General features: G+C 46.9%; 19 protein-coding genes. 16 read left to right on the forward strand and 3 right to left on the reverse strand.

Features of this window, described 5'->3' with window-relative positions; translation table 11 throughout:
* Nucleotides 1-30: 30 nt before the first annotated feature.
* The 4 genes from EP073_RS07275 (at nt 31) to EP073_RS07290 (ending at nt 6,017) form a co-directional block, all read left to right on the forward strand.
* Complete coding sequence (locus tag EP073_RS07275) at nt 31-624, forward strand: helix-turn-helix domain-containing protein (protein WP_128466496.1); 594 nt, start codon at nt 31-33, stop codon at nt 622-624.
* A gap of 1,056 nt (nt 625-1,680) precedes the next feature.
* Nucleotides 1,681-3,123, forward strand: coding sequence for a nickel-dependent hydrogenase large subunit (locus EP073_RS07280; RefSeq protein ID WP_128466497.1), 1,443 nt, complete (start codon nt 1,681-1,683; stop codon nt 3,121-3,123).
* A gap of 9 nt (nt 3,124-3,132) precedes the next feature.
* Complete coding sequence (locus tag EP073_RS07285) at nt 3,133-4,092, forward strand: hydrogenase small subunit (RefSeq protein WP_128466498.1); 960 nt, start codon at nt 3,133-3,135, stop codon at nt 4,090-4,092.
* Nucleotides 4,093-4,094: 2 nt separating this feature from the next.
* Entirely contained in the window at nt 4,095-6,017 is a 1,923-nt protein-coding gene (locus EP073_RS07290; protein WP_164885302.1) for a methyl-accepting chemotaxis protein, read from the forward strand.
* A gap of 30 nt (nt 6,018-6,047) precedes the next feature.
* Here the strand turns inward: EP073_RS07290 and zapE are convergent, their stop codons facing one another.
* Entirely contained in the window at nt 6,048-7,094 is a 1,047-nt protein-coding gene (gene zapE / locus EP073_RS07295; RefSeq protein WP_128466500.1) for an AFG1/ZapE family ATPase, read from the reverse strand.
* 93 nt (nt 7,095-7,187) lie between these two features.
* Here zapE and EP073_RS07300 point away from each other — a divergent pair, with 93 nt between their 5' ends.
* The 11 genes from EP073_RS07300 to EP073_RS07350 all read left to right on the forward strand — a co-directional run bounded on the left by EP073_RS07300 (nt 7,188) and on the right by EP073_RS07350 (nt 18,242).
* Entirely contained in the window at nt 7,188-7,949 is a 762-nt protein-coding gene (locus tag EP073_RS07300; RefSeq protein ID WP_128466501.1) for an inositol monophosphatase family protein, read from the forward strand.
* Between the two features lie 191 nt (nt 7,950-8,140).
* Nucleotides 8,141-8,923, forward strand: a complete 783-nt coding sequence (locus EP073_RS07305) for an ABC transporter ATP-binding protein (protein WP_128466502.1) — start codon at nt 8,141-8,143, stop codon at nt 8,921-8,923.
* The gene (locus tag EP073_RS07310; RefSeq protein ID WP_128466503.1) at nt 8,914-10,812 is read left to right on the forward strand and encodes an AMP-binding protein; all 1,899 of its coding nucleotides are present in this window, start codon (nt 8,914-8,916) and stop codon (nt 10,810-10,812) included. Before EP073_RS07305 ends, EP073_RS07310 begins: the two co-directional genes overlap by 10 nt.
* 2 nt (nt 10,813-10,814) lie before the next feature.
* Complete coding sequence (locus tag EP073_RS07315) at nt 10,815-11,699, forward strand: branched-chain amino acid ABC transporter permease (RefSeq protein ID WP_128466504.1); 885 nt, start codon at nt 10,815-10,817, stop codon at nt 11,697-11,699.
* Nucleotides 11,696-12,748 (forward strand): branched-chain amino acid ABC transporter permease, encoded by a 1,053-nt coding sequence (locus tag EP073_RS07320; protein ID WP_128466505.1) that lies wholly within the window; start codon nt 11,696-11,698, stop codon nt 12,746-12,748. The genes EP073_RS07315 and EP073_RS07320 overlap by 4 nt, the downstream gene beginning before the upstream one ends.
* A 19-nt stretch (nt 12,749-12,767) precedes the next feature.
* Nucleotides 12,768-13,913 carry an ABC transporter substrate-binding protein gene (locus tag EP073_RS07325; RefSeq protein WP_128466506.1) on the forward strand — a complete coding sequence of 382 codons (1,146 nt, stop codon included), beginning with the start codon at nt 12,768-12,770 and terminating at the stop codon, nt 13,911-13,913.
* Nucleotides 13,913-14,695: an ABC transporter ATP-binding protein gene (locus tag EP073_RS07330; protein WP_128466507.1), complete on the forward strand. Its 783-nt coding sequence runs from the start codon at nt 13,913-13,915 to the stop codon at nt 14,693-14,695. Before EP073_RS07325 ends, EP073_RS07330 begins: the two co-directional genes overlap by 1 nt.
* Complete coding sequence (locus EP073_RS07335) at nt 14,683-15,819, forward strand: phenylacetate--CoA ligase family protein (RefSeq protein ID WP_128466508.1); 1,137 nt, start codon at nt 14,683-14,685, stop codon at nt 15,817-15,819. Before EP073_RS07330 ends, EP073_RS07335 begins: the two co-directional genes overlap by 13 nt.
* A gap of 9 nt (nt 15,820-15,828) precedes the next feature.
* Nucleotides 15,829-16,506, forward strand: coding sequence for a CBS domain-containing protein (locus EP073_RS07340; RefSeq protein ID WP_128466509.1), 678 nt, complete (start codon nt 15,829-15,831; stop codon nt 16,504-16,506).
* A 254-nt stretch (nt 16,507-16,760) separates the two neighbouring features.
* Nucleotides 16,761-17,339, forward strand: a complete 579-nt coding sequence (locus tag EP073_RS14085) for a response regulator transcription factor (RefSeq protein WP_283808363.1) — start codon at nt 16,761-16,763, stop codon at nt 17,337-17,339.
* 273 nt (nt 17,340-17,612) lie between these two features.
* Nucleotides 17,613-18,242 carry a TetR/AcrR family transcriptional regulator gene (locus tag EP073_RS07350; RefSeq protein WP_128466510.1) on the forward strand — a complete coding sequence of 210 codons (630 nt, stop codon included), beginning with the start codon at nt 17,613-17,615 and terminating at the stop codon, nt 18,240-18,242.
* Nucleotides 18,243-18,266: 24 nt separating this feature from the next.
* Here EP073_RS07350 and EP073_RS07355 read toward each other — a convergent pair whose 3' ends face one another.
* Together EP073_RS07355 and EP073_RS14090 are read right to left on the reverse strand one after the other, a co-directional pair.
* Nucleotides 18,267-19,961: a thioredoxin domain-containing protein gene (locus EP073_RS07355; protein WP_164885303.1), complete on the reverse strand. Its 1,695-nt coding sequence runs from the start codon at nt 19,959-19,961 to the stop codon at nt 18,267-18,269.
* Between the two features lie 160 nt (nt 19,962-20,121).
* On the reverse strand, nt 20,122-22,395 hold the full coding sequence (locus tag EP073_RS14090; protein WP_128466512.1) for an NADP-dependent malic enzyme: 2,274 nt from the start codon (nt 22,393-22,395) through the stop codon (nt 20,122-20,124).
* Nucleotides 22,396-22,902: 507 nt separating this feature from the next.
* On the opposite strand from EP073_RS14090, the gene xerA reads away from it, so the two are divergent.
* A complete protein-coding gene (gene xerA / locus EP073_RS07365; RefSeq protein WP_128467790.1) occupies nt 22,903-23,805 on the forward strand; it encodes a site-specific tyrosine recombinase/integron integrase in 903 nt (300 codons plus the stop codon).
* Nucleotides 23,806-23,877 lie beyond the last annotated feature (72 nt).

Below are 23,877 nucleotides of genomic sequence, written 5' to 3' on the forward strand. Positions count from 1 at the left end.
TTGATTAAATTTAACGAGCAAAGGTGGGAGATGGCAGAGCAAGTCATTAAAATCGGAGAGCGAGTCAGAAAAATCAGGAACCAGAGAGGTCTTACCCTACAGGATGTCGCCTCATACACAGGTTTCTCCAAGGCTCTTATCTCTCAGATAGAAAACAATGTTGTCACTCCTCCCATAAATACTCTCTCAAAAATTGCAAAGGTTCTGAACGTAAAAATGACTTATTTCTTTGAAGAGGAAATAGATTATAACGATTATCATATTGTCAGAAGGAACGACCGCAAACTTATCTTCCGTGAGGGTGTAAAGCACGGCTATATTTACGAGGAGCTGGCTAAGGTGCACGGCTTTGAAAACCTTGAGATATACATGGTCACCATCAAGGAATCGGGCAGCGATAAAAAACTCTTCAACCACGAAGGCTATGAATATATATATCTGAAAAGAGGCAAGATTAATCTCTATCTGAACAATGAAGTAATTGAAGTCGAAGAAGGTGATTCCATCGCCTTTAATTCACGCATCCCCCATTACCTTGAGTGCCCTGAAGGCGAAGCCAAGGTTATCGGCATTCTGCTCAAAACCGAAGGGCTGAAGGAACATCTCGAAAAACAGGCAAAATAAACCATCTGACTTGATAACATCGAACAACACATCCTGTCTGTTTGGTGTGCACGCTCGCGCCGAACTTGGTTCGGCTTCGCTTCGCACGGCGCAGCAATCTGTCTTGCCGCTCCAACTACATCCTGTGTTTTTTCCGCACACGCTCACGCCGAACTTGGTTCGGCTTCGCTTCGCACGGCGCAGCATCTGTCCTGCCGCTCCAAAAACTACATCCTGTGTTTTTTCCGCACACGCTCGCGCCGAACTTGGTTCGGCTTCGCTTCGCACGGCGCAGCATCTGTCCTGCCGCTCCAAAAACTACATCCTGTGTTTTTTCCGCACACGCTCGCGCCGAACTTGGTTCGGCTTCGCTTCGCACGGCGCAGTCCCGTCCGTGGGACTGTTTACGTCAGTATATTTAGAGACTGCCGCGTCGCTTCGCTCCTCGCAGTGACATAAACTGCTGTCATTGCGAACCCTGAAAGGGTGAAGCAATCACTCATCTGATAATATCAAACTGCACATCCTTTTTGTTTGGTGTACACGCCCTCGCCGGAATGAACCCGCCCGCACGGAGTTTCAGAGACTGCCACGTCGCCGTGCTCCTCGCAGTGACACTGTAATACGCATCCTGTCTGTTTGACGCACACGCTCTCGCCGCACGGCGGATTTGCGTCCATGGAAACCCGCAAACCGTGGTTTTTAATCATATTCTCATGTTATCATTGTATTTATAACAACATATGCTTCTTGTTTTATGCACAATATATACTAAAAAATAAGTATAACGCCTTTATATGTTTTCCTGTTCATTTGCTTTCTAAACATAACCTGAAAAGTCTGAATTATTAGTACACACATCATAAGTGACTGAATTAACACACTATATTTTTTGGGTATGATGGTCAGTCCTCTTGACAAATTTAAACATTGTTTTATCAAATAGGTGCTATAAGGAGTGTAAATATATATATTGACAGAGGTTTTCCCTTTTTGTTAAATTCCCTTCAAATTTTTATTAATTAAAATGAAATAATGTTCATCCATGATTGATGATCAGAAATACAAGGGGGATCAATGGCTCGCATTTTATCCGTAGACCCTGTTTCCAGAATAGAGGGACACCTTAAAATAGAAACAGAGATTGATTCAGGAGTTGTCACACGCGCACGTGTGGCGGGGAACATGTACAGAGGTTTTGAACGGATGCTTCTGGGCAGGCATCCCGTGGATTCCGCCAGAATTGCCCAGCGCATTTGCGGTGTATGCCACGAGGTTCACGGGGTTTCCTCTGTGATGGCTCTTGAAGAGATCTATAAGGTTACTCCGCCCGAAAACGGACTTGTTCTCAGGGATATGATCTTAGGGCTTCATATAGTAACGGATCATCTGCTCCATTTTTATAATCTCTGTCTTCCTGATTACGCCGATTTATCGGTCGCCGCAACCTACAGCGGCAGTGACACCCGCCTGAAAGAGATAGCAGGATGGATAAGAAACTCCGGTACGGGTTTCATAGGCGGAGCGGCAGAAGGCGATTATATAAAGGATAAGGACGCTGTTTACAGGCTGACGCTCCATTATTTCGAGGCGCTTAAGATACGCAGTGAGGCTGCCTCGGGGCTTGCTCTTCTCGGTGGTAAGGTTCCGTTTATCCATGCGCTTCTTCCGGGCGGCATAACCACGGAAATAACCGCCGATACACTGATGAAATACTATCATGTCCTTGAGAAAACGGCTGATTTCGTAAACAACTCCTTTCTGCCGGACGCTCTGGAGATTGCCCGCCGCTATCCTCAGTACTTTAAAATAGGCGAGACGTACAACGCATTCTATGCTCACTCATCCTTCAAAAACGCGAAAGGCGCCAGCCTCTTTAACGCAGGTGTGATAATAAACGGTGAGAGGAAAAACTTCGATTACTCAAAGGTGAAGGAGCTTCTTAACGCCTCATTCTATGATAATTCCGGCAAACCAGATGAAAATAAAAAAGGAGCGTACAGTTGGATAAAGGCTCCGAGATATGAAGGTTTTCCCCTTGAGGTGGGTCCGGTGGCAAGGTTTGCTGTCAATAATGACGCAGGCTTCAAATCACTTCTCGGGAGGTTCGGCAGCTCAGGCGTAACCTCCTCAACTATGTCCAGAATACTCGCCAGAGCCTACGAATCTGTAAGACTCTGCAATTATCTCTTTGAGCGCTCAGAGGATTTCAGGCTGGATGAACCCACAATCCGTCCTGTAGATCTTCAGGCTCCGATAACTGGTCAGGGTGTAGGCTTTTCCGTTGCCGCCAGAGGGGCACTTGTGCACCACATAACGGCGGACAAAGGCAAGGTTACGGATTATAAAATGATTGTTCCCTCCACATGGAACTTCGGTCCCGCCGCTGACGGCAGGGCTGGAGTGGTCGAAAAAGCTATAACAGGAACTCCGGTACGCTTCGGCGGCGAGGGCGGTTCCGTAGAAGTGGGCAGAGTTGTGCGCAGTTTCGACCCCTGCACAGCCTGCTCTGTTCATTAAGGTGCTTTGATGTTAAGCAGAAGAGACTTTCTTAAAAGATGCAGAGATATATCAGTCATGGCTTTCGGTGCGGACATATTCGGTGCCGACATTGCCGAAGGATTCATGAAGATAGCCGCTTCAAACAGACCTCTCGTATCCTTCATACAGGGGCAGAGCTGCACCGGCTGCTCAATCTCGCTCACATACGGCAACGAGACAAACTTCATAGATTTCATAATGAAGCTGATAAGGCTTCAGGTTCACCCGAATCTCTCCTTCAGTCAGGGTGAAAGCTATCTGAAAATGCTGGATTCAGTGTCGGAAAAGGGCGGTCATGTTCTTGTCGTGGAAGGCAGTATTCCGGTTAAGATGAAAAAGGCCTGCATGCTGGGTGAGCACACTCTTTATGACGAGCTCAAAAAGCATATGGAAAAAGCATCGGCAATTATTGCCTGCGGCTCCTGCTCCTGCTTCGGCGGAATACCCGCCTCCGGCATGAATGAAACCGGCGCCGTTTCCGTTGAGAAATATATGAGCATGGCGGGCATAAAAAAGCCCGTTGTCAAGATTCCCGGCTGCCCCATCCAGCCCGACAGGTTCATGGGCACTGTCGCCTATCTGATCGCCACAGGCAAGCTTCCCGCTATGAAGGACGGCATACCCACACAGTATTTCGGTGAGCTGATTCACAACAACTGCACCAGATTCCAGTATTTTTCGCAGGATATTTACCTTGACGACTTCAACAAGGACAAGCACGCCTGCCTGCTTAAAAAAGGGTGCAGAGGAACCATCACCAAGGCGGACTGCCCCACAAGGCGCTGGAACGGCAGTGTTAATGTCTGTGTGGAGAGCAATGCTCCCTGTATAGGCTGCGTTAACGAAAAATGGCCTTTTACATCTGATATATACATTGAAGCCAAGAATGTTGAGGATGTTCCGTGGAGCGACTTTAAAAAGTACTCCGAGAAGAGGGGACGCAAATGAGCATGAAAAGTTTAATATATTATCTGGACGGGCTTTCCCTTAAGGTTAAGATGGCAATAGCCTCCTCGCTTCTGGTGGCGATCACTGTTTTCGGAGTTCTCGTGCTGGACAGTATAAGGCTCCACAGAGTCGAAACAGCGCTGACAAGCTACATGAACCAGCTTAAGGATATGATCTTCATGTCCACTTACGATTCTCTCAAGAAAGGTAACATGCACGTTTTCAAAAATATGATTGCTGAAATCGGCAAGTATCACGATGTCGCCGAGTTTTCCCTTGTTCATACGGACGGACTTGTGGCTTACTCTTCAAACCCTGAGAAAGTGGGACAGAAGGTTGAGCATGAGTTCAACCCCGAGCATGAGGAAAGCTTCACCGACAACGGCAACATGGTTTATCATTTTCCGGTTAAAACCATAGGCTACTGCCTGCGCTGCCATACAGACTGGCGGGAGGACACTGTAAACTCATACTATCTCGTAAAGCTTAAACGGGATGCTCTGATCAGTGTTCAGCGCATGTCATATATATCCGACATTTTCGTCCTTATCTGCGGTACGTTACTGGTTTTCATAATATATTTCCTTGTGAATAAACTCGTTATCAGAAATGTGGACAAACTCCAGAACACGATCGTATGCGCTTCGGAAAACTTGGATCTCAGCCTCAAATCCGACATCTCCTCCCGCGATGAAATGGGTGAAATAGCCGCCAGATACAACAAATTCATGGAGATCATCGGGCGTGACATAACCGGAACCTTCAAATCCATATCAAATGTTATGGAGCAGGTGCTTCCGCTCTCCCTTTCCGCTATGCGGATTAAGAAGATGAATGACGAGACTCTCCGCCTCGCGGGGGAAGTGGCTGCCGCCAGTGAGGAGGTCAGCGCCTCTGTGAGAGATTCTGCCGAGAATATACAGAATTCATCCACAAAAGCGGATGAAACACTGCGTCTTTCCGAAGACGGAGGCATCGCAATGCAGGAAACGACTAAGCTTGCCTCAAACGTCAGCGGACTTGTGAATACACTTTCCGAGGAGATGCAGGAACTGCTGAAATCCTCCGTTGAGGTCGGCGAAATAGTCAGAGTGATCACGGATATTACAGAGCAGACAAACCTTCTTGCGCTGAATGCGGCGATAGAGGCGGCAAGGGCAGGGGAAGCGGGCAGAGGCTTTGCCGTGGTTGCGGACGAGGTGCGCAAGCTGGCTGAAAAAACACATAATTCGGCGGCTGATATAACAAATGTTGTAAGCTCCATGCAGACAAAGGTTCAGGCAGCGGTGAACAACGCCGGAAAAGCCCTTGAGATAGTAAATCTTCAGGGGAGCAAGGTTGTTACCGCCAATGAGAAATTCATGGACATCAAGGCTTCCGTGGATGAGCTTAACGGGCTCCTTATGCACATAGCGTCCGCAGTTCAGCAGCAGTCGGCGGCTACTTCGCAGATAGCTGTTAATATCGAAGATGTGGCGAAAATGAGCGAAATGAACTCCGGCGGCATCGACAAGATGGTTAAAGGTGTCGAAATCGTGGTTCAGCAGCTTGACGAATCCGAATCAGAGCTTAAAAAGTTTACTCTGGACGCTAAAATCATTCCATTCATCCACGCCAAGGCGAGCCATGTTCTTATGATGAAATCTGTTTATCACGGATATATGTACAACGGACGTGTGGAGATAAAATCCTTTGAGGACTGCGACTTTACAAAATTCGTCAGAAATGAGGGAGAGAAGGAATTCGGGCGTGATCCCGATTTTGCCGCTCTGGACGCTCCGCACAGGAGCATTCACTCGCTTGCGCAAAAGATAAAACATATGCTTGAGAAGAGGGAAAACCCCGCGAACGAGCTTGAAGCTCTTCAGTCGGAGATAGAAAACTTCATAGGCAAGCTGAATATTATGATAGAGAAGTATTCATGAGATAACGTGGCGGTGTTTTGCGGGTGCTTTTCAGCTTCTGTAGAACACCGCAAGCTCATCCAGCCTTGAGAGGCAGCGCTTCAGCTTCTTTTCAAAGGGTGATTCCAGCATAGCCGCCGAGAACAGATCTTTAAGCTCATATTCAGATTTTATGAAAAGCTTCGTGTTGTAGTAATAACAGTGATCTATAAGGTGGTTGAAGCGCAGGGCGCTGTTCAGCTCCTTAAACGGCAGAAGTCCGTCAATAAAAATCGCCTCACAGTTTGAGGGAATCATGAAATACCTGAAAGGGTGATTGTCCTCAAGGATCTTCATGAGTTTGTCAAAATCCGTGCGGCTTTTCGCCTTGGATTCGCAAATACAGTTTGTAAAAGCGTCAAAGAATGATTCCGTGGATACGTTCCGTTTCCATGCCTTATGCTTTTTGCGGTAGTCCTCACCCTCAACCACGACGGTTTTGAAGGACGAGGCTATCACGCCCATCTCCTTCTCGAACCTGTCCACCTGAAAGCGGAGCTTTCCAAGCTCGGTGGGAAGTGTGTTTGATGTGGTGACTATCAGCGTATCTTTATTAACTTCCTTAAAAAAACGCACCATTATCAGACACATTGCCGGGTCATCCAGCTCAAACTCATCCACAAGAAGAAGATCAAGCTTGGAAAATTCCTCAATACATTTCTCAACGCCGAGGTAATGGAAAAAGTAGTTCATCTCGGAAAAGCTCATGAAAGCTTTTTTCATGTCCGTCATGTTATATGTGGCGCTGAGAAGGTGAGTCTTGCCGATTCCGTAGCTGCCGTCTATATAGATGTTGAGAGGTTTCTGAAACACAGGCTTGGGCTTGAAGAACGAAAATCCTTTTTTGACAGGCTTTTCATACTTTTTTTTCATGATCTCGGCTGTTTCTTTCAGCAGATTTTTGATATAGTGCTGAGAGGGGTAATTTTCATCCGGTATGTAATTGTCAAAGGTGCATCCGGAGAACTTCGGGTGCGGCTTCAGATTGGCGAAACATTCCTCTATGGATACATTGAAGCTTAGTTTGCTTATGTCGATGTAGTTTCCGGCGCTGGTCAAGGCAATAATCCCCCGTCAATAACAGATTTGAGAAATTAGCGGAAAGGTTTGATTTCTGCAAGTGTTAAATTATTAAAATTTTCAGGAGGAAGCATGGAAGAGTTGATTAAAGCCGCTCTCGAAGCGGGTGAAATTATAAAAGACGGTTTTAAAAAGACTAAGGACGTTAAATACAAGGGGAGTATAGATCTGGTTACCGAATATGATGTGGCGGTGGAAAACTTTCTCAAGAAAAAACTTTCGCCCCTTTTTCCTGAACATGTGATAATAGGCGAGGAGTCCTCCACAGGCAGAGAGGAGCCGGAAAAGGCAATCTATATCGACCCTATAGACGGCACGACAAATTTTGTGCATTCATTTCCGTTTGTTTCCGTCTCCATCGGTTTTTATGAAAATGGCGAGGCTGTGCGCGGTCTGGTTTACAATCCGGTTATGGATGAAATGTTCTGCGCTGAGAAGGGAGCGGGTGCGTTCCTGAACAATGAGCGCATACGTGTTTCAGAAACACAGGAAACAAAAAAGTCGCTGATCGCCACAGGCTTCCCTTACTCTATTGTTGAAAGCAGATGTCCGGATGTTCTCTCCATGCTGGGCAAGGTTCTCAGCAATACCAGAGGGATACGCAGGGCAGGCTCTGCGGCGCTGGATTTGTGTTATACTGCTAAAGGAACCTTTGACTGCTATTACGAGTTTAACCTTAAGCCGTGGGATGTGGCAGGCGGAATATGCGTTGTTCAGGAAGCGGGCGGACAGGTGAGCGGACTGGACGGTAAAAAGCACCGCATTACCGGTGACTTCATCATAGCGTCCAACGGGATTGTTCACGAGGACATGCTCGGACTCATAAAATGCTGAAAATAACTGAGGATGTTTGATTATTTAATCGACTGTTCAGTTATAATTTATTTATTTCAGCCATCGTGTTAAGTGTGCCGTGATTAATTTTAATATGGCTAAAATTGCTTTGACTTGGACAGAACGCCGTGTTAACTTTTGCCATAATTCATTTTTACGGCTGTCTCAGCCGTTTACGGTCGGGGAAGTATATGGAAAAAAAGCCTTTATTAAATGTGGACAACATTTACCTCAGCTTCGGCGGGATACAGGCAATAGCCGGAGTTCGGTTTCAGGTTTATGAGGGTGAAATCTTCTCCATAATCGGTCCCAACGGCGCGGGGAAAACGAGTATCCTCAATACCATCACGGGCATCTATCCGCCCACCAAAGGAAAAATAATCTACGACGGAGCAGACATTACGGCAGCGCCTGTGCACAAGCGCCCGCAGATGGGCATAGTGCGCACATTTCAGAACCTTGAGCTCTTCAAGGGGATGACAGTTCTGGACAACCTCATGCTCTCCCGACACATTTTCATAAAATACGGTCTGCTGTCCTCAATGCTTTACTTCGGAAAAGCAAGAAAAGAGGAGATAGAGCACCGCAAGCGGGTGGAAAAGGTCATAGACTTCCTCCGTCTCACTCATATACGCAAAAAGCATGTCTACGAGCTCTCCTACGGTCTCCAGAAGCGTGTGGAACTTGCCCGTGCCCTCTGCCTTGAGCCGAGGCTTCTTCTCCTTGACGAGCCTATGGCGGGCATGAACAGCGAAGAGACCGAGGATATGGCAAGATTCATAATCGATATAAACGAGGAGGCGGGCGTGACTGTTATCCTCATAGAGCATGACATGAAAGTGGTCATGGATATATCAACCAGAGTAGTAGCCGTTAACTTCGGCGAAAAGATTTGCAGGGAGGGCACACCGGAGGAGATTTCATCACATCCGGACGTGATAGCCGCTTATCTCGGGGAGGAGCAATGGGTTTAGACAGAACTCTTCCCTATTATCTCTATAAAAACTTCATGGAACAGCCCGCCAAGACCGCCGTCCGTGAGAAGGACTTAGGAATCTGGCAGGAGTCCGACTGGAAGGACTACGCTGGCGATGTGGTTAAGCTTGCCCTTTACTTTGAGCATATAGGCATTAAGCCCGAGGACAGGGTGGCTGTAATCGGGGACAACAAGCCCGAATGGGTTTATGCGGAGCTTGCCGCCCAGCTTGTGGGGGCTATACCTTTCGGCATATATCAGGATTCCGTTACGGAAGAGGTGAAGTACCTTCTCCAAACCTCAGAAACCTCCCTAGTGATAGCAGAAGATCAGGAGCAGACGGACAAGATACTTGAGCTCCTGCCGGAACTGCCCGCTGTTAAGAAAATAATCTATTATGATAATAAAGGGATGTATCAGTATGATGATCCGAAGCTGGTATATTTCAAGGATATTCTCGCCCGTGAAAAAGTGGGGAGCGAGTGGATAAAGCGTTATATGGAAGGGCGGCTCAAAAGCATTTCCGAAAACGATGCGGCTGTGATGTGCACCACCTCAGGCACTACAGGGCACCCCAAGCTTGCCATGCTCACTCACAAGAACCTGCTCACAATGGCGGAAAGCCTTGCAGAAGCCGATCCGAAGAACGACAGGGATGAGTTTGTCTCCTTCCTTCCCCTGCCGTGGATAGGAGAGCAGATGATGTGCGTGGTCAGCGCTCTGCGTTTCCGCTTCACGGTGAATTTTCCCGAAAGCACAGATACGGTACAGGCGGATATGAAAGAGATAGGTCCCGATTTTGTATTCTCACCGCCGAGAGTGTGGGAGAATATGGCGTCTACGGTTCAGGTTAAGATAATGGACGCGACGCCGTTCAAACGTTTAGTATATAACAGACTGCTCCCCGTGGGCTATGAATACGCCGATGCGAAGTTCAGCAAAAAACAGCCGTCACTGATGCTTAAGCTGCGTTACGCCTTTGCCTATCAGATGCTTTTCCGCAAGCTCAAGGAGCGCATGGGGTTCAGCAACCTCAGAAGCGCCATGACGGGCGGTGCGGCTCTGGGACCGGATACGTTCAGGTTCTTCCACGCTCTGGGCATCAACCTAAAGCAGATCTACGGTCAGACGGAGATCTCAGGCATTTCCTGCATTCACAGAAGTGATGACGTGGACTTCACGTCGGTAGGCGCTCCCATAAAAGGAACCGAAATCAGAATCACCGACGAAGGTGAGATAATCTCCCGCAGCGACGCTGTATTCACAGGCTATTACGGCAACAGCGAGGCAACGGCGGAATCACTGCGTGACGGCTGGCTGTATTCCGGTGATGCGGGCTATTTTGATGAGAACGGAAAGCTCGTGGTCATTGACCGTATGAAGGATCTCATGCGCTTGAAAGACGGAACGGGGTTCTCGCCGCAATTCATTGAAAACAAGATAAAATTCAGTCCGTACATCAAAGAGGCGGTGACTCTTGGCGACAGACGGGACTACATAACGCTTATTCTCAACATTGACATGGGCATTGTAGGAAAATGGGCGGAGAACAGCAAAATCGCCTATACCACTTACACAGACCTTTCCGCCAAAGAAGAGGTTTACGCTCTTGTGGCAGGGGAATTGAAAGCGGTGAACGCCCAGCTTTTGCCGGAGATGAGAGTAAAGAAATTTGTTTTGCTGTACAAAGAGCTTGATGCCGATGACGGTGAGCTCACCAGAACCCGTAAGGTGCGCCGGAGCTTCATAGAGGAGAAATACTGTGAAATCACAAAGGCATTGTATGAAGATACTGAATCTGTTCATATAAAAGCGGTTATCAAGCTTCAGGACGGCAGGGAACGAGCTGTCGAGACTGATATGCGTCTTTACCTGATGGAGAATTAGGGATGGAATTTTTTGTTCAGCTTATAATAACCGGAACGGTGATAGGGAGTATTTATGCGCTCCTCGCCCTCGGCTTTACGCTTATATACAAAGCGACAGATGTTGTTAACTTCGCTCAGGGCGAGCTTTTGATGGTCGGCGCTTATGTATGCCTGCATCTCACCGTGAGTTATAATGTTCCTTTCTGGGCATCTTTCCTTATAACCCTCGTGTTTTCCTTCACTATGGGCTTTTTCATCGAAAAGGTCTTTCTGCGCAGAATGATAGGCGAACCGATAATCTCAATCATAATGCTCACCATCGGGCTTTCATCCGTTATGAAGGCGGTTGTTCAGATCTTCTGGGGAACCGACACACGCACATATCCGCAGGTGTTCTCTCAGGAACCGTTTATGATAGCCAGTCTGAGCATCAGTAGGGTTTATATCTATTCCATTGCGGCGGTTGCTGTTTTTCTCATACTTTTTTCAATCTTCTTCAAAAAGTCAAAAGTCGGCGTGGCGATGCGTGCTGTCGCCAGCGATCAGCAGGCGGCGCTTTCCATGGGCATAGATGTTAAAAAAATCTTCGCTCTCTCTTGGGGCATAGCCGCGGTGGTTTCCTCGGTCGGCGGCATATTCCTCGGCAATATCAACGGTATAAACACTACTCTCTCCCACTTTGGGCTTAAGGTTTTTCCCGTGGTTATCCTCGGCGGGCTGGACAGCATAGTCGGCGCTATTGTGGGCGGACTGATAATCGGCATACTGGAAAACCTTGCCGGCGGATACATCGACCCCCTTATCGGCGGCGGGGCGAAGGAGATTTTCCCCTATGTGGTTATGATAGCCGTGCTTATGATTAAGCCCTACGGTCTTTTCGGAACCAAGGCAGTGGAGAAGGTATGAGCTACGTCAACTGCGGAAACTTCAAAACCTCTTATGAAAAGGACGCCGAGCTTTTCCAGACAAGGCTTTCCAAGTTTCTTATATACGCATTCGTAACGGCGCTTTTTGCCGTTCCGTTCTTCCTCGGCGATTATCTGCTGTATGTTATGAACCTTATCTTCATAGCAGTGATAGGCGCCGTGGGGCTTAACATACTCACGGGCTTCACGGGGCTTATCTCCCTCGGTCAGGGGGCGTTTATGGGTGTGGGCGCTTATGCGGCGGGGTATCTGTCACTCACGTACGGACTGCCGTTCTTCCTCGCTATCCCCGCTGCGGGGCTTGTTACAGCCGTTTTCGGCGCGTTCTTCGGCATTCCCTCTCTGCGGCTCAAGGGGCTTTATCTTTCAATAGCCACCCTTGCCGCACAGTTTATCATCGAGTTCGGCTTCATCAGGCTTGAGTTTATAACGGGCGGTGTCACAGGGCTTTCCATTGATTACGCAAGCTTCCTAGGTCATGAGATAGACAGCGACTTTTCCTTCTATTTCCTTGCGCTTGTGCTGTGCATCATTATGACCCTAGCTGGTGTAAACATGATGCGCACCAGAGCGGGCAGGGCGTTTCTTTCCATACGTGACAACTACATAGCAGCGGAAGCAATGGGCATAAACCTGTTCCGCTACAAACTCATCTCCTTTGCCGTAAGCTCGTTTTACGCAGGCGTGGCGGGTTCCCTCTGGGCATACTACACCACAATCATCACACCGGAGAACTTCACCATCGGCGTTTCAATACAGTATCTCTCAATGATCATCATCGGCGGTCTGGGCAGCATACTGGGCAGCATTTTCGGCGCTGTGTTCATAGTTATTCTTCCCGAGGTTCTGCAAAGCTTCTCCGACTGGGCGGGAGGCTACTACCCCAACCTCACGCAGATAATAGGCTCAATCAAGGAAGGGGTTTTCGGGCTTGTGATAATCCTTTTTCTGATGTTTGAGCCTGAGGGGATGGTTAGAAGATGGAGACTGATAAAGGCCTACTGGAAATTGTGGCCATTTTCATACTGATTTGTAAGGAGGAAGTTTTATGAAAAAGCTTGCGTTACTTTTTATGGTTTTTGCGCTGCTCACCGGAACCGCATTTGCTGCCAAGCCGGTTAAAATCGGTGTTCTGGTGGATGAATCCGGTGGAACGGGCGATGTGGGCAAACCCTACGGCGAAGGGATTAAGGACTGCGTGCGCTGGTTCAACGAGAACGGCGGCATAAACGGCGTTCCCGTTGAAATTTTGTACGTTGACTACGGCTATAAGATTCCCGCCGCGCTCAGCGCATACAAAAAGTTCATGCGTGAAGGCGTTGTCGCTGTCCACGGCTGGGGCACGGGCGACACGGAGAATCTCGTGAAAATGGTCACAAAAGACAAGATGCCTTACTTCTCCGCATCCTACTCCGAGCACATAACAGACCCTAAAACAGCTCCGTATAACTTCATAGTGGGCGCGACTTACTCCGATCAGGTTCGCGCGGCTCTCAAGTATATCAAGTCGCAGGGCGGCAATACTGACGTTGCGTTTATCTATAATGATTCCGGCTTCGGTCGTTCACCCTTCTTCCCTGACGGTGAAAACAGCGCTAAAGAGCTGGGGATTAAGCTTGTTGACAATCAGGTTGTTGACCTCAAGGCTCTGGACGCCACAAGCCAGCTTCTTAACATGAACAAGAAGAACCCCGGCTACGCCTTCATTCAGCAGACATACATGGCAACGTCCACAATCCTCAAGGATGCGAAAAAGCTGAACATCCCCACCAAGTTCATCGGGCTTAACTGGACGTTCGGCAAAAAGCTTGTGGAGATGACCGGAGCGGATTCCGAAGGATTCATCGGCACGAACGCCTTCACTCTTTGGAACGATACAAATGCGGAAGGGATCAAGTTCCTTCGTGATCTCAACAAAAAATACCATCCTGAGGTTAAATACAGAGAGGTTAATTACATTCAGGGATTCTCCTCAATGTATGTGCTGCTCAGCGGTCTTAAAATGTCAAAGGGCAACTACAGCGGCGAGAACATAAAGAAGAGTCTGGAAACAATGAAAAACTTCAGCACAATGGGACTTACCGCACCTGTTACGTTTACTCCGCAGAGTCACAAGGGTGTGCGGGCGCTCAAGCTGTATCAGGTTAAGGGCGGTGAGCTTGTGCCGTTTACTGACTACATATCGGCGGACTGATGCTTAAAATCAACAACATAGAAGTTGTTTACAATGACGTTATCCTTGTATTGAAAGGACTTTCCCTTGAAGTGGAGCAGGGTAGGATAGCCGCCCTGCTCGGCTCTAACGGGGCGGGCAAGACTACCACCCTTAAGGCGGTGAGCGGTCTTCTGCGTCCTGATGACGGAGAAATAACTGACGGCGAAATCTGGTTTGACGGACAGAGGATAGATAAGAAAGACGCATCGGACATTGTGAAATCCGGCATTTTTCAGGTGATGGAGGGCAGGCGGGTTTTCAAAGACCTTACCGTTGAGGAAAACCTCATAGCCGGTGCTTACACCCGTCCGGGAAACACTGTCTCCACCGGAATCGAGCGGGTTTACAACTACTTTCCCCGCCTTAAGGACAGGCGCAGCCAGCTTGCAGGCTATATGAGCGGCGGCGAACAGCAGATGCTTGCCATAGGCAGGGCTATCATGGCTGCCCCGAAGCTTATTCTCATGGATGAGCCCTCTCTCGGGCTTGCGCCGCTTCTGGTCAAGGAGATCTTCAACATCATCACCACTCTCAACAGAGAAGAGGGGACAACGATCCTCCTTGTTGAGCAGAACGCCAATATGGCTCTCTCCGCAGCGCATTACGGATATATAATGGAAAACGGGCGTGTGGTTCTGGACGGAGCGACGGAAGAACTCAAGGCGAATGACGATGTTAAGGAGTTTTACCTCGGTCTCTCGGAGAAGAAGAGCTTCCGTGAAGTCAAGCATTACAGGAGAAGAAAAAGATGGCTTTCCTAGGCAATTTTCAGCGGGTTCTGGAATTTATAAGGGAAAACTCCGCGCATCCTCTTGTTCAGAATGCCTTCGTGCGTTCGGAAATCTCACCTTCTCTCGTTACCGATTATGAAACCTTTCAGTTTATAAATCCCCTTACCAAGCAGAAGCTTTCGGAAATGCACATGGGCGGCGCTCTTCTGCCGCTTATTCTTGCAGGCGGCTATGTTTCCAAAATTTTTACATCACCGGGTCCCGTCTACAATGTGAAGGGTGAAAGGTGGGAGCACTACAGGTTTTATAAGGCTCTGGAAGCGGCAGGGTTTATTGACGGCGATGTGGCTGTAAACACCTTCTCATACCACGGCAGCCCCGCCGGGGACATGGCTGAGGAGGCATGCGAAAAGTGCGGCTGCGCAGTTTATCCCCTTGGTCCCGCTGACAGCGGCAAGGGAGCGGAAACGATCCTCGCCGTGGATGCAAACGCTTTTATCGGCACTAAGACATACCTCTTCAAATGCCTCGAAAAACTTGAGGGCAGAGGGCGGCTTGAGAAGGCTTTTCTCATGGCGGAAAAGCTCACTGAGGACGACAAGGCGGTGCTTTTCGCGGAACACGGCATAAAGGCTTTTCAGGCATACGGAACGGCGGAAGCGGGGCTCATAGCCTATGAAACAGCCGGAGGAACAGGGATGAAGGCGGATACGGACGCTCTTTTCATCGAAATACTGGACGCGGACGGAAAACCCGCAGGAGAAGGGGAAACCGGTGAAGTAGTTGTGACGTTCATGAACGGAACAACCCCTTTCATACGTCTTGCCACGGGCGATCTCTCATTTACCGAAAACGGACGTCTGGCAGGAGTTTTTGGCAGGACGGATTCATCCGTGAAATTCAAGGGCGTATTCGTACATTTCTGGGTGCTTGAAAAACTCTGCGCCGAATGCAGGGTTTCAGGCAGACTTGATATTTCCAATACTCCGGACGGGGCGGACTCCATGTGTCTGAGTGTTTCAGGAGGTGATACGGATATGATCCGCTCCTCATTTTACAAGGCTTTCGGATTGCGTTTGCCTGAAATCAAAGTTGATGATACTATTTCAGAAACTGCTGTACAGGACACAAGAAAACAGCTTAATCGCAGGTAGGTGCTCTTTATGTTCGTAAAAAACTGGATGAGAAGAGAAGTTATTACAATTTCCCCGGACGAGACAATCCTTGATGCCAAACACATTATGAAGGAGAACGGCATAAGACGTCTGCCTGTGGTGGAAAAGAACAAACTTGCGGGCATAATCACCGAAAAGGATATAAAAGAATATTCTCCCTCCAAGGCAAGCTCCCTTGATGTTTACGAACTCAAACGTCTTCTTGCCAAAACGTTGGTAAAAGATGCGATGAACGTGAACGTTATTACTGTACATCCCGAAACACCGATCGAAAAAGCGGCGCTCATTCTCCGTGATAAACGCTTCGGCGGTCTGCCTGTTGTGAATGATTCCGGTGAGCTATCCGGAATTATTACTGCGGTGGATTTATTTGATATATTTGTGGAATCCATGGGTTTCTCCCACCAGAGCACAAGGATCGCGATCCTGCTGGAGGACAGAAAGGGAGCCCTTGCCGAAATGACACGGATTATCGACAGTCACGAGTTGAATATTGTCAGTTTAGCAACTTTCTTCCTGAAAAACACGGAAGGAGGAGCGCGTGATGTGGTGATCAGAGTTAACGGTGAGCAGAGTAAAATTGATGCCGCCGTCAGAGACCTTCGTTCTGCTGACTTTAACCTTGTAAGCATTATAGAAATGAACGATATTATGAACGATGTTTAAATATTCAGTTAACCGGTTTTCACTCCTGCTTCGGTCTGCCTGAGAGGATTAAAACCGTCTTTTTTTCACATATAGAAAATCTTTGTCTTTTCTTTTCAGGCTCTTGTACCTGCCTCTCTGCACCTGCACTAAAACTGACGCTGTTTTGCTTGTTTTTTAACAAATTATGTTAAAATACAGTTTTTTGAGGATTTACACATATCTTGAATACATCTATCTTTTAAGCAGAAAAGCATTTTATGTTTTGGTGGGGTATGAAAAATTTTATAATATTCAGTGCCAATACCGTCTATAGGGAAACTATTGCGGCTATGGCAGTTGATTTTGGCTTAAATTGCCTTGCATCTGAATCAATTAATACAAAGATGCAGATTTCAATCAAGGAAATAACCCCGGAAATTGTGATTATTGATATTTTTTCCAGAGGAGCGACTGATGATTTCGTCGCAATGGTCAGAGAAATATTTTTAACAGCCAGATTTATTTTCATAGTTTCGGAGGATAACCCGCTTTTAAGTTATTTTGTCCAGAAATACAACGTAAGTGACCTTTTATTCGTTGAGGATGACACAGAAAGAACACGGAGCAATCTGGAAAGGATATTGAAATCAAAAAATAACGGAGGTATGTCTTGCCATAACGGAAATCTTACTTTGAGAGAGTGCGAGGTATTGAAACTGATAGCCGCTGGAAAAACCAGCAGGGAAATAGCGGAAGAACTGTTTATCAGTAAAAACACGGTGGATACCCACAGAAATAAAATGCTTCAGAAACTGAATTTATCCAACTCCGCCTCTCTTGTGACGTATGCCTGCAAGTCGGGACTTTTATAAAATTTATTAATTAAATACGTGCTTCTATCCTGTTTTCTGCATGTTGAGGTCAGCAGAAAAAGCGCTGCTTTTATTTCATACCTTATTGTTGCGTCCAATGTTAAGAAATGTAAAAAGAAATGATTGCAAATAAATTTAGTCTTGCCTCAGTATGTGTTTTTTGACATATTAAAAATACATAAAACTTAGTATAAATTCGCCTGCTTCCCGCCGTTTAGCTTTGTTTTTCACTGATGTTGAGAGTGATTATGTATTTTAAGGGGAACTATAATTATGGCCAGAAAAAAGAAAGACACTAAATTACGGATTCTTGAGCTTAGCGCGGCACTGTTTGCTGACAAAGGGAAGGATGCCGTGGGAATAAGAGAAATTGCCGAAAAATCAGGTGTTTCTCTAAATACTGTAATGTATCACTTCTCCTCCAAGGAAAATCTCCACCATGAGACAATAAAGTATCTTCTTGCAAACGGAATCAATTTTGGTGAAATTTTCAGGAAGAAAAGCGAAAATACCAGCTGCGACTGCCCTGCTGAGATGTTCAGGGGCATAATCTCCGAGATTTTCGCCGAAGGGCTTAAGCCCAAATACGCCACATACATCAATATGATTTCAAAAGTTATATTCAGCAGAGACAAAACCCAGCTCACATATCTTCTTGAGAGCTTTCAGGAGACGGAACTGCATTTCACCGGATTTTTTGAAAAAACCGGCATAGAAGCAGATGAAAAGGAGATGTCTTTCCTCATGGGGCTTTTCTGGACACAGCTTCTCTACTCCGCTGGAGCAAGAAAGCTCGCCGAGCTTGAGTCTGTCCATGACGATTCGGCAGATTATGCCGCAAAAGCCACTGCGGATATTTTTCTGCAAAGGCTAGGGGTGAGACAGGCTTCCGGCGTGCGTTAGGATACGCACACGCCGGCTGAATTTTTACACTGTAAATGCGCTGAGCACTGTCGAGTGCGCTGTGGGATATTTTACAACCCTGTCGGCGAGAAAATTCTCAGTCTCACCGGAGAGGTTCAGCCCCAGACGCTCTTTATTGTGAATAATAAGCTCTGCAATTAGTCCCGCTGCGGAAGGCATAGAATCATCAAAGGTTTCCAGCACTTTTCCCGCTCTGTCCAGATGAAGAAGCCCCTCATGAGTAAAATCCTCCAGAGCCTCCTCAAGTAAGGATTTCGCCTTTACCAGAAAACCTTTCTCCGACGTTATATCAAAAAACTTCATGTACATATCCGCAGTGAAGGCATAATCCTCCAATGTGGCATAGCTGAAAATATCGCCGGAGTAGTTGATTCTGTTCAGGTGCGTTTCGTCTATGAGGAAATGCTCAAGCTTGCCGAGGAGCATTTTTGCCTGCTCAAAGTAATACTCATCTCCCGAAGTTTCGCTGTATTCCAGAAGCGCCTTGCAGAAGAGGGCATTCTGGGAGAGGATGATTTTATTGTCCTTCGCCGGCTTTTCTTTGTACGCGGCGCCTGCTTTCAGTTTATCAATGAGAGGCTGCACGGCTATTCTGCTTTCGTAATCCGCCCCTGCAAAAGCCGCTACGCCTTCAAAAGGGAAGATATACTCAAACATCTTCTTCTTGTCTTCCTCACTGAAAAGCACCATGTCACGGTTGAATATTTTATAGTAGAAGCCTTCGGACAGCTTTCCTTTGGAATCAAGGCTGTCCGCATCCATTGAGGAGATAAGCCCGAACTCGGTGTTGAATTCGTCCAGTATGAAGTCTATTGCCTTTCCTGCTGTGTGGAGATACAGCCTGTTGTCTGTTATGCTGAACATGCGTGTCAGAAATATGGCATTCAGTGCGTTGTCGTAAAGCATTTTTTCAAAATGGGGTGTGCGCCATTCTTTATCCACTGTATATCTGAAAAAGCCGCCGTTTATATGGTCGCATATTCCGCCGGAACAGAGAATGTCGGCAGTTTTTGTGAGAAATTTATTTACTCTCTCCTTTTCAAAGCGTTTCAGCAGATAAAGCAGGGAGGGAATCTGAGGGAAACGGGCTCCCACGCCGAAACCGCCGTTTTCCGTATCCATAATGCGGTAAAACTCATTATCAAAAGCGCTGAGCGGAGTGGATTCAAAGTGTTCAAGGTCAAACTTAACCTCCCTGAATTCTTCCAGAAAACTCAGATAGTTTTTCGCCGTCTGCCGCACATGGGCACGGTCTGTGCGGTAGAGTTCGCCTATTTTCTCAAGTATCTCCCTGAAGGCGGGCAGTCCGTGTCCGGGTTCCTTAGGATAGTATGTTCCGCCGTAGAACGGGGTTCCGTCGGGCAGAAGAAAGCAGTTCAGAGGCCAGCCTCCGTTTACTCCTGTGGACTGAAGATAAAACTGGTAGCGTTTGTCCACATCAGGATACTCCTCTCTGTCGACTTTTACGGGGATAAAGTATCTGTTTATAACAGCCGCCATTTCAGGATCTTCAAACGACTCATGTTCCATAACATGGCACCAGTGACAGGCGGAGTAGCCCACGCTGACCATTATCGGTTTATCCTGCTCCTGAGCGAGTTTCAAAGTCGCATCACTCCACGGCTGCCAAGCTACCGGGTTGTCTTTATGCTGAAGGAGGTAAAGGCTTCTTTCGTTTTTAAGAATATTTTCGAGCAATGTAATCACCTTTTGATATGATTTCCATTTAATTAAACATAAGAATATGCGAAATTCAAGATAATAAAGCTTAACAGTGATGTATGTTCATGAACTGGGCCTTGCGGAGGAAGAAAAAAGGAGCCCGCAGGCTCCTTTTTACTAATGGGTGAGGCAGGAATTATTTTGATTTTTCAATGCAGTCAACGACTGCAATAGCGGCCAGATTTACTATATCGGTTACGTCTACTCCTCTCTGGAGAACGTGCACCGAATGTTTGAAGCCCTGAAGAATCGGTCCTATGGCTATACCGCTTCCGAGTCTCCACAGAAGCTTGTATGCGCTGTTGCCCGCTTCAAGGTTGGGGAATACGAGTACGTTTGCATCTCCTTTGATTTTTGAGAAGGGGAAGGCTTCTCTGGCGATGGGCGGGTAAACTGCCGTGTCTGCCTGCATATCCCCGTCTATTACGAGCTTAGGCTCGGTTTCATTAACAAGCTTGATCGCTTTTTCCACCTTGATGGTTCTTTCCATGCGGACTGAGCCGAAGTTGGAGAAGGAAAGCATAGCCACTCTGGGTTCGATCTGGAACTTTCTCAGCGTGTCAGCGGACTGGAGAGCGATCTGGGCGAGCTGCTCCGCCGTTGGGTCTATGTTTACTGTGGTGTCGGCGCAGAGCACCATTCTGTCCTTAAACAGCATGAAGTATGAGCCTGAGGGGGTAGTATAGTTTTTCTCCAGAGGCAGAATCTCAAGCAGGGGCTTGATGGCATCGGGATAGTTTCTGGAATAGCCGTTTACGAGGCAGTCCGCATCGCCGTGTTTAACCATCATTGCCGCGAAGTAGTCTGTTATTTTGGATATGCGCCTTGTGGCTTCGGCAAGTGTCATGCCTTTTCTGCTGCGTATTTCAAAAAGCTGCGCCGCATAAGTGTCAATCTTGTCTGAGCATCTGGGGTCAACTATTTCTATGCCTGCAAGGTCAACATTAATTTCTGCGGCAAGCTTCTTGATCCTCTCAACATCTCCGAGCAGGATAGGCTGGGCGATTCCTTCCAGTACGATTCTGTTAGCGGCTCTTATCACTTTTTCGTAGTCGCCTTCGGGGAACACGAGTTTTTTCGGGCTCTGTCTCGCAACGGAGATTACCTGACGGGTGAATTCCTTAGCGAATGAAAGCCTTGATTCAAGCTGATCTCTGTATGCTTCAAAGTCTTTTATGGGAAGCTTCGCAACGCCTGTTTCCATGGCAGCCTTCGCAACTGCGGGGGCAACCCATGTAAGAACTCTGGGGTCGAATGGTTTGGGGATGATATAATCCTTGCCGAATTCGATTTTTTCAACGCCGTAGGCTTTGCAGACGTTTTCGGGCACATCTTCTCTGGTCAGTTTTTTAAGGGCGTAAACTGCTGCCAGCTTCATTTCCTCGTTGATGGCTGAAGCTCTGACGTCAAGCGCGCCTCTGAAAATGAAGGGGAAGCCGAGAACGTTGTTAACCTGATTGGGGTAATCTGAGCGTCCTGTGGCGACGATAGCGTCACCTCTGACTTCCTCAACCTCCTCGGGAGTGATTTCGGGGTCGGGGTTTGCCATAGCCATGATGATCGGCGTTCTCGCCATGGTTTTAACCATGGATTTTGAAAGAGCGCCTTTGGCTGAGAGACCGAGAAAAACGTCTGCGCCGTCAACAGCCTCATCAAGAGTGCGTTTATCTGTTACGAGTGCGAACTCCTCTTTGTATTTGTTCATGCCTTCTTTTCTGCCGACATAAACAATACCCTTAGTGTCACACATAAATATATTCTCTTTCTTGGCGCCGACAAGAAGCATAAGCTTGCCGATGGCGATGCCCGCTGCTCCGGCTCCGTTGATTACCGTAACAACATCCTCTATTTTTTTATCCACGATCTCAAGAGCGTTCAGAAGAGCGGCTATGCAGATGATCGCTGTTCCGTGCTGGTCATCATGGAAAACGGGTATGCTGAGTTTCTTTTTGACTTCTTCTTCTATATAGAAGCAGTCGGGCGCTTTAATATCCTCAAGGTTAATGCCCCCGAAGGTGGGCTCAAGAAGCTCACATGCCTTGATAACATCATCGGGATTCTCGGAGTTGATTTCTATGTCGAAGACGTCAACATCGGCAAACCTTTTGAAAAGAACGCCTTTTCCTTCCATAACAGGCTTGCCCGCCGCCGCTCCGATGTTTCCGAGACCGAGGACTGCCGTTCCGTTGGAAAGAACCGCCACCAGATTTCCTTTGGATGTATAGTCGTAAACGGCTTCGGGATTTTTTTCGATCACACGGCAGGGTTCAGCGACACCGGGCGTGTATGCAAGGGAAAGGTCTCTCTGCGTGAAGCAGGGTTTCGTAGGAACAACTTCGATTTTACCGGGGCGGCTGCCCTTATGGTATTCGAGAGCTTCCTCTAAAGTGATTTTTTCATGTTTGCTCATTTAGCTCCTCCTGACTTATCTGGGTTAATATTAATTTTGCGTTTATACATAGTCAACAAGAATTTTCATATTACAATCATATGTTCATTTAATTCTTTGCATGCTGAGCAGATTATTAATTTTAAGTATAATAGATAAAAACTATAACAATGATTTTAATATTAAGAACATAGTTTGACAACAAATATTACACGCTTATTGTATTAAGTATGTATTGCCTAATATTATAGAAAAATTCAATTATAAAATAATATTATTATTAATATATTAACTTTATTTTGGCTTGTGCTATGTATTTTAGTATTATGTTCAATTTTTATGCTTTCTATGATCTGAATGACAATTTATGATTATTTCATAATTGCGCATATGTCAGTTTTATGGTGAAAGGAGTCTGATGTCAGGTTAAAGAGTGTCCGGTTAGTTAACAATGAAATTTTTTTTATTTTGATCCCAGTGCCGAGAAAGCCTCATTGCTCCTTTGTATTTGATATGGTAAAAGTGATCATGGAGAAAGATAAGCATACCAAGGCTTTTGAGTCGTTTCTGAAATACGAGTACTCGGCAAGTTCAAATACTGTGGAAGCCTATGTGCATGATGTTAAAGACTTTCATCAGTTTACTGCCGGAAGGGATGATCCTTATTCCCTGAAGGAAGTCATAGGTTTCATGACGGAGCTGAGGATAAGAGGCAACTCTGTTGAGACTCTTTTGCGGCGGCTTTCAGGGCTGAGCACCTTTTTTGATTTTCTCATAAAAGAAAAGGAACTGAAGGTTAATCCCGTTACTCTGGTAACCAAACCGAAAAAGTGGGAGAAGCTGCCTGCCTTTTTGGATTTCTCTGAGGTTGATGAGTTGCTGAGAGCTCCTGATGTTTCAACTCATTTGGGTTTCAGAGATCAGATAATGCTTGAGACAATGTACTCCTCCGGCATAAGGGTGAGCGAGCTTGTGAATATAAAGCTGAATGACATAGATATGAAAAGAGGAATATTTAAAGTAACCGGTAAGGGGAGCAAGCAGCGTATCGTGCCGTTTTATGAAAGCCTAAGAGAGAAAATGGAAAGCTATCTGACTGTGCGGAAGGAATATTTTGTGAAGGAATCCGATAATGGCTACCTGTTCCTCAGCCGCACCGGAAATAAGATTGACAGGGAATACTTTTGGATGTTGGTTAAAAAATACTGCGAGAAAACAGGGATAAAGAAACATGTATCCCCTCACACTCTCCGCCACTCATTCGCCACGCATATGCTTACCAACGGAGCGGATCTCCGCACCATCCAGCTTTTTCTCGGTCACTCCGACTTAAGCACAACCGAGATATATACCCATGTAACAACAGACAAGGCGAGAAATATAATGAATGAGTGCCATCCGAGATTTTCCCGAAACAGAGGCAAGCAATGACACCGTCTGTTGTTACATCCGCTCCCAAGGAAGGGAGCGCGCCGTGCGGAGCGAAGCCTTGCCTAGCAAGGC

It is taken from the genome of Geovibrio thiophilus (assembly GCF_004087915.1).
Taxonomy (GTDB): domain Bacteria; phylum Chrysiogenota; class Deferribacteres; order Deferribacterales; family Geovibrionaceae; genus Geovibrio; species Geovibrio thiophilus.

Coding starts and splice junctions, on each gene's coding strand:
- EP073_RS07310 (WP_128466503.1), top strand. CDS start 8,914: ATGGGTTTAGACAGAACTCTTCCCTATTATCTCTATAAAAACTTCATG.
- EP073_RS07350 (WP_128466510.1), top strand. CDS start 17,613: ATGGCCAGAAAAAAGAAAGACACTAAATTACGGATTCTTGAGCTTAGC.
- EP073_RS07315 (WP_128466504.1), top strand. CDS start 10,815: ATGGAATTTTTTGTTCAGCTTATAATAACCGGAACGGTGATAGGGAGT.
- EP073_RS14085 (WP_283808363.1), top strand. CDS start 16,761: ATGAAAAATTTTATAATATTCAGTGCCAATACCGTCTATAGGGAAACT.
- xerA (WP_128467790.1), top strand. CDS start 22,903: ATGGAGAAAGATAAGCATACCAAGGCTTTTGAGTCGTTTCTGAAATAC.
- EP073_RS07335 (WP_128466508.1), top strand. CDS start 14,683: ATGGCTTTCCTAGGCAATTTTCAGCGGGTTCTGGAATTTATAAGGGAA.
- EP073_RS07340 (WP_128466509.1), top strand. CDS start 15,829: ATGTTCGTAAAAAACTGGATGAGAAGAGAAGTTATTACAATTTCCCCG.
- EP073_RS07325 (WP_128466506.1), top strand. CDS start 12,768: ATGAAAAAGCTTGCGTTACTTTTTATGGTTTTTGCGCTGCTCACCGGA.
- EP073_RS07285 (WP_128466498.1), top strand. CDS start 3,133: ATGTTAAGCAGAAGAGACTTTCTTAAAAGATGCAGAGATATATCAGTC.
- EP073_RS07300 (WP_128466501.1), top strand. CDS start 7,188: ATGGAAGAGTTGATTAAAGCCGCTCTCGAAGCGGGTGAAATTATAAAA.
- EP073_RS07290 (WP_164885302.1), top strand. CDS start 4,095: ATGAAAAGTTTAATATATTATCTGGACGGGCTTTCCCTTAAGGTTAAG.
- EP073_RS07275 (WP_128466496.1), top strand. CDS start 31: ATGGCAGAGCAAGTCATTAAAATCGGAGAGCGAGTCAGAAAAATCAGG.
- EP073_RS07330 (WP_128466507.1), top strand. CDS start 13,913: ATGCTTAAAATCAACAACATAGAAGTTGTTTACAATGACGTTATCCTT.
- EP073_RS07305 (WP_128466502.1), top strand. CDS start 8,141: ATGGAAAAAAAGCCTTTATTAAATGTGGACAACATTTACCTCAGCTTC.
- EP073_RS07280 (WP_128466497.1), top strand. CDS start 1,681: ATGGCTCGCATTTTATCCGTAGACCCTGTTTCCAGAATAGAGGGACAC.
- EP073_RS07320 (WP_128466505.1), top strand. CDS start 11,696: ATGAGCTACGTCAACTGCGGAAACTTCAAAACCTCTTATGAAAAGGAC.
- EP073_RS14090 (WP_128466512.1), bottom strand. CDS start 22,395: ATGAGCAAACATGAAAAAATCACTTTAGAGGAAGCTCTCGAATACCAT.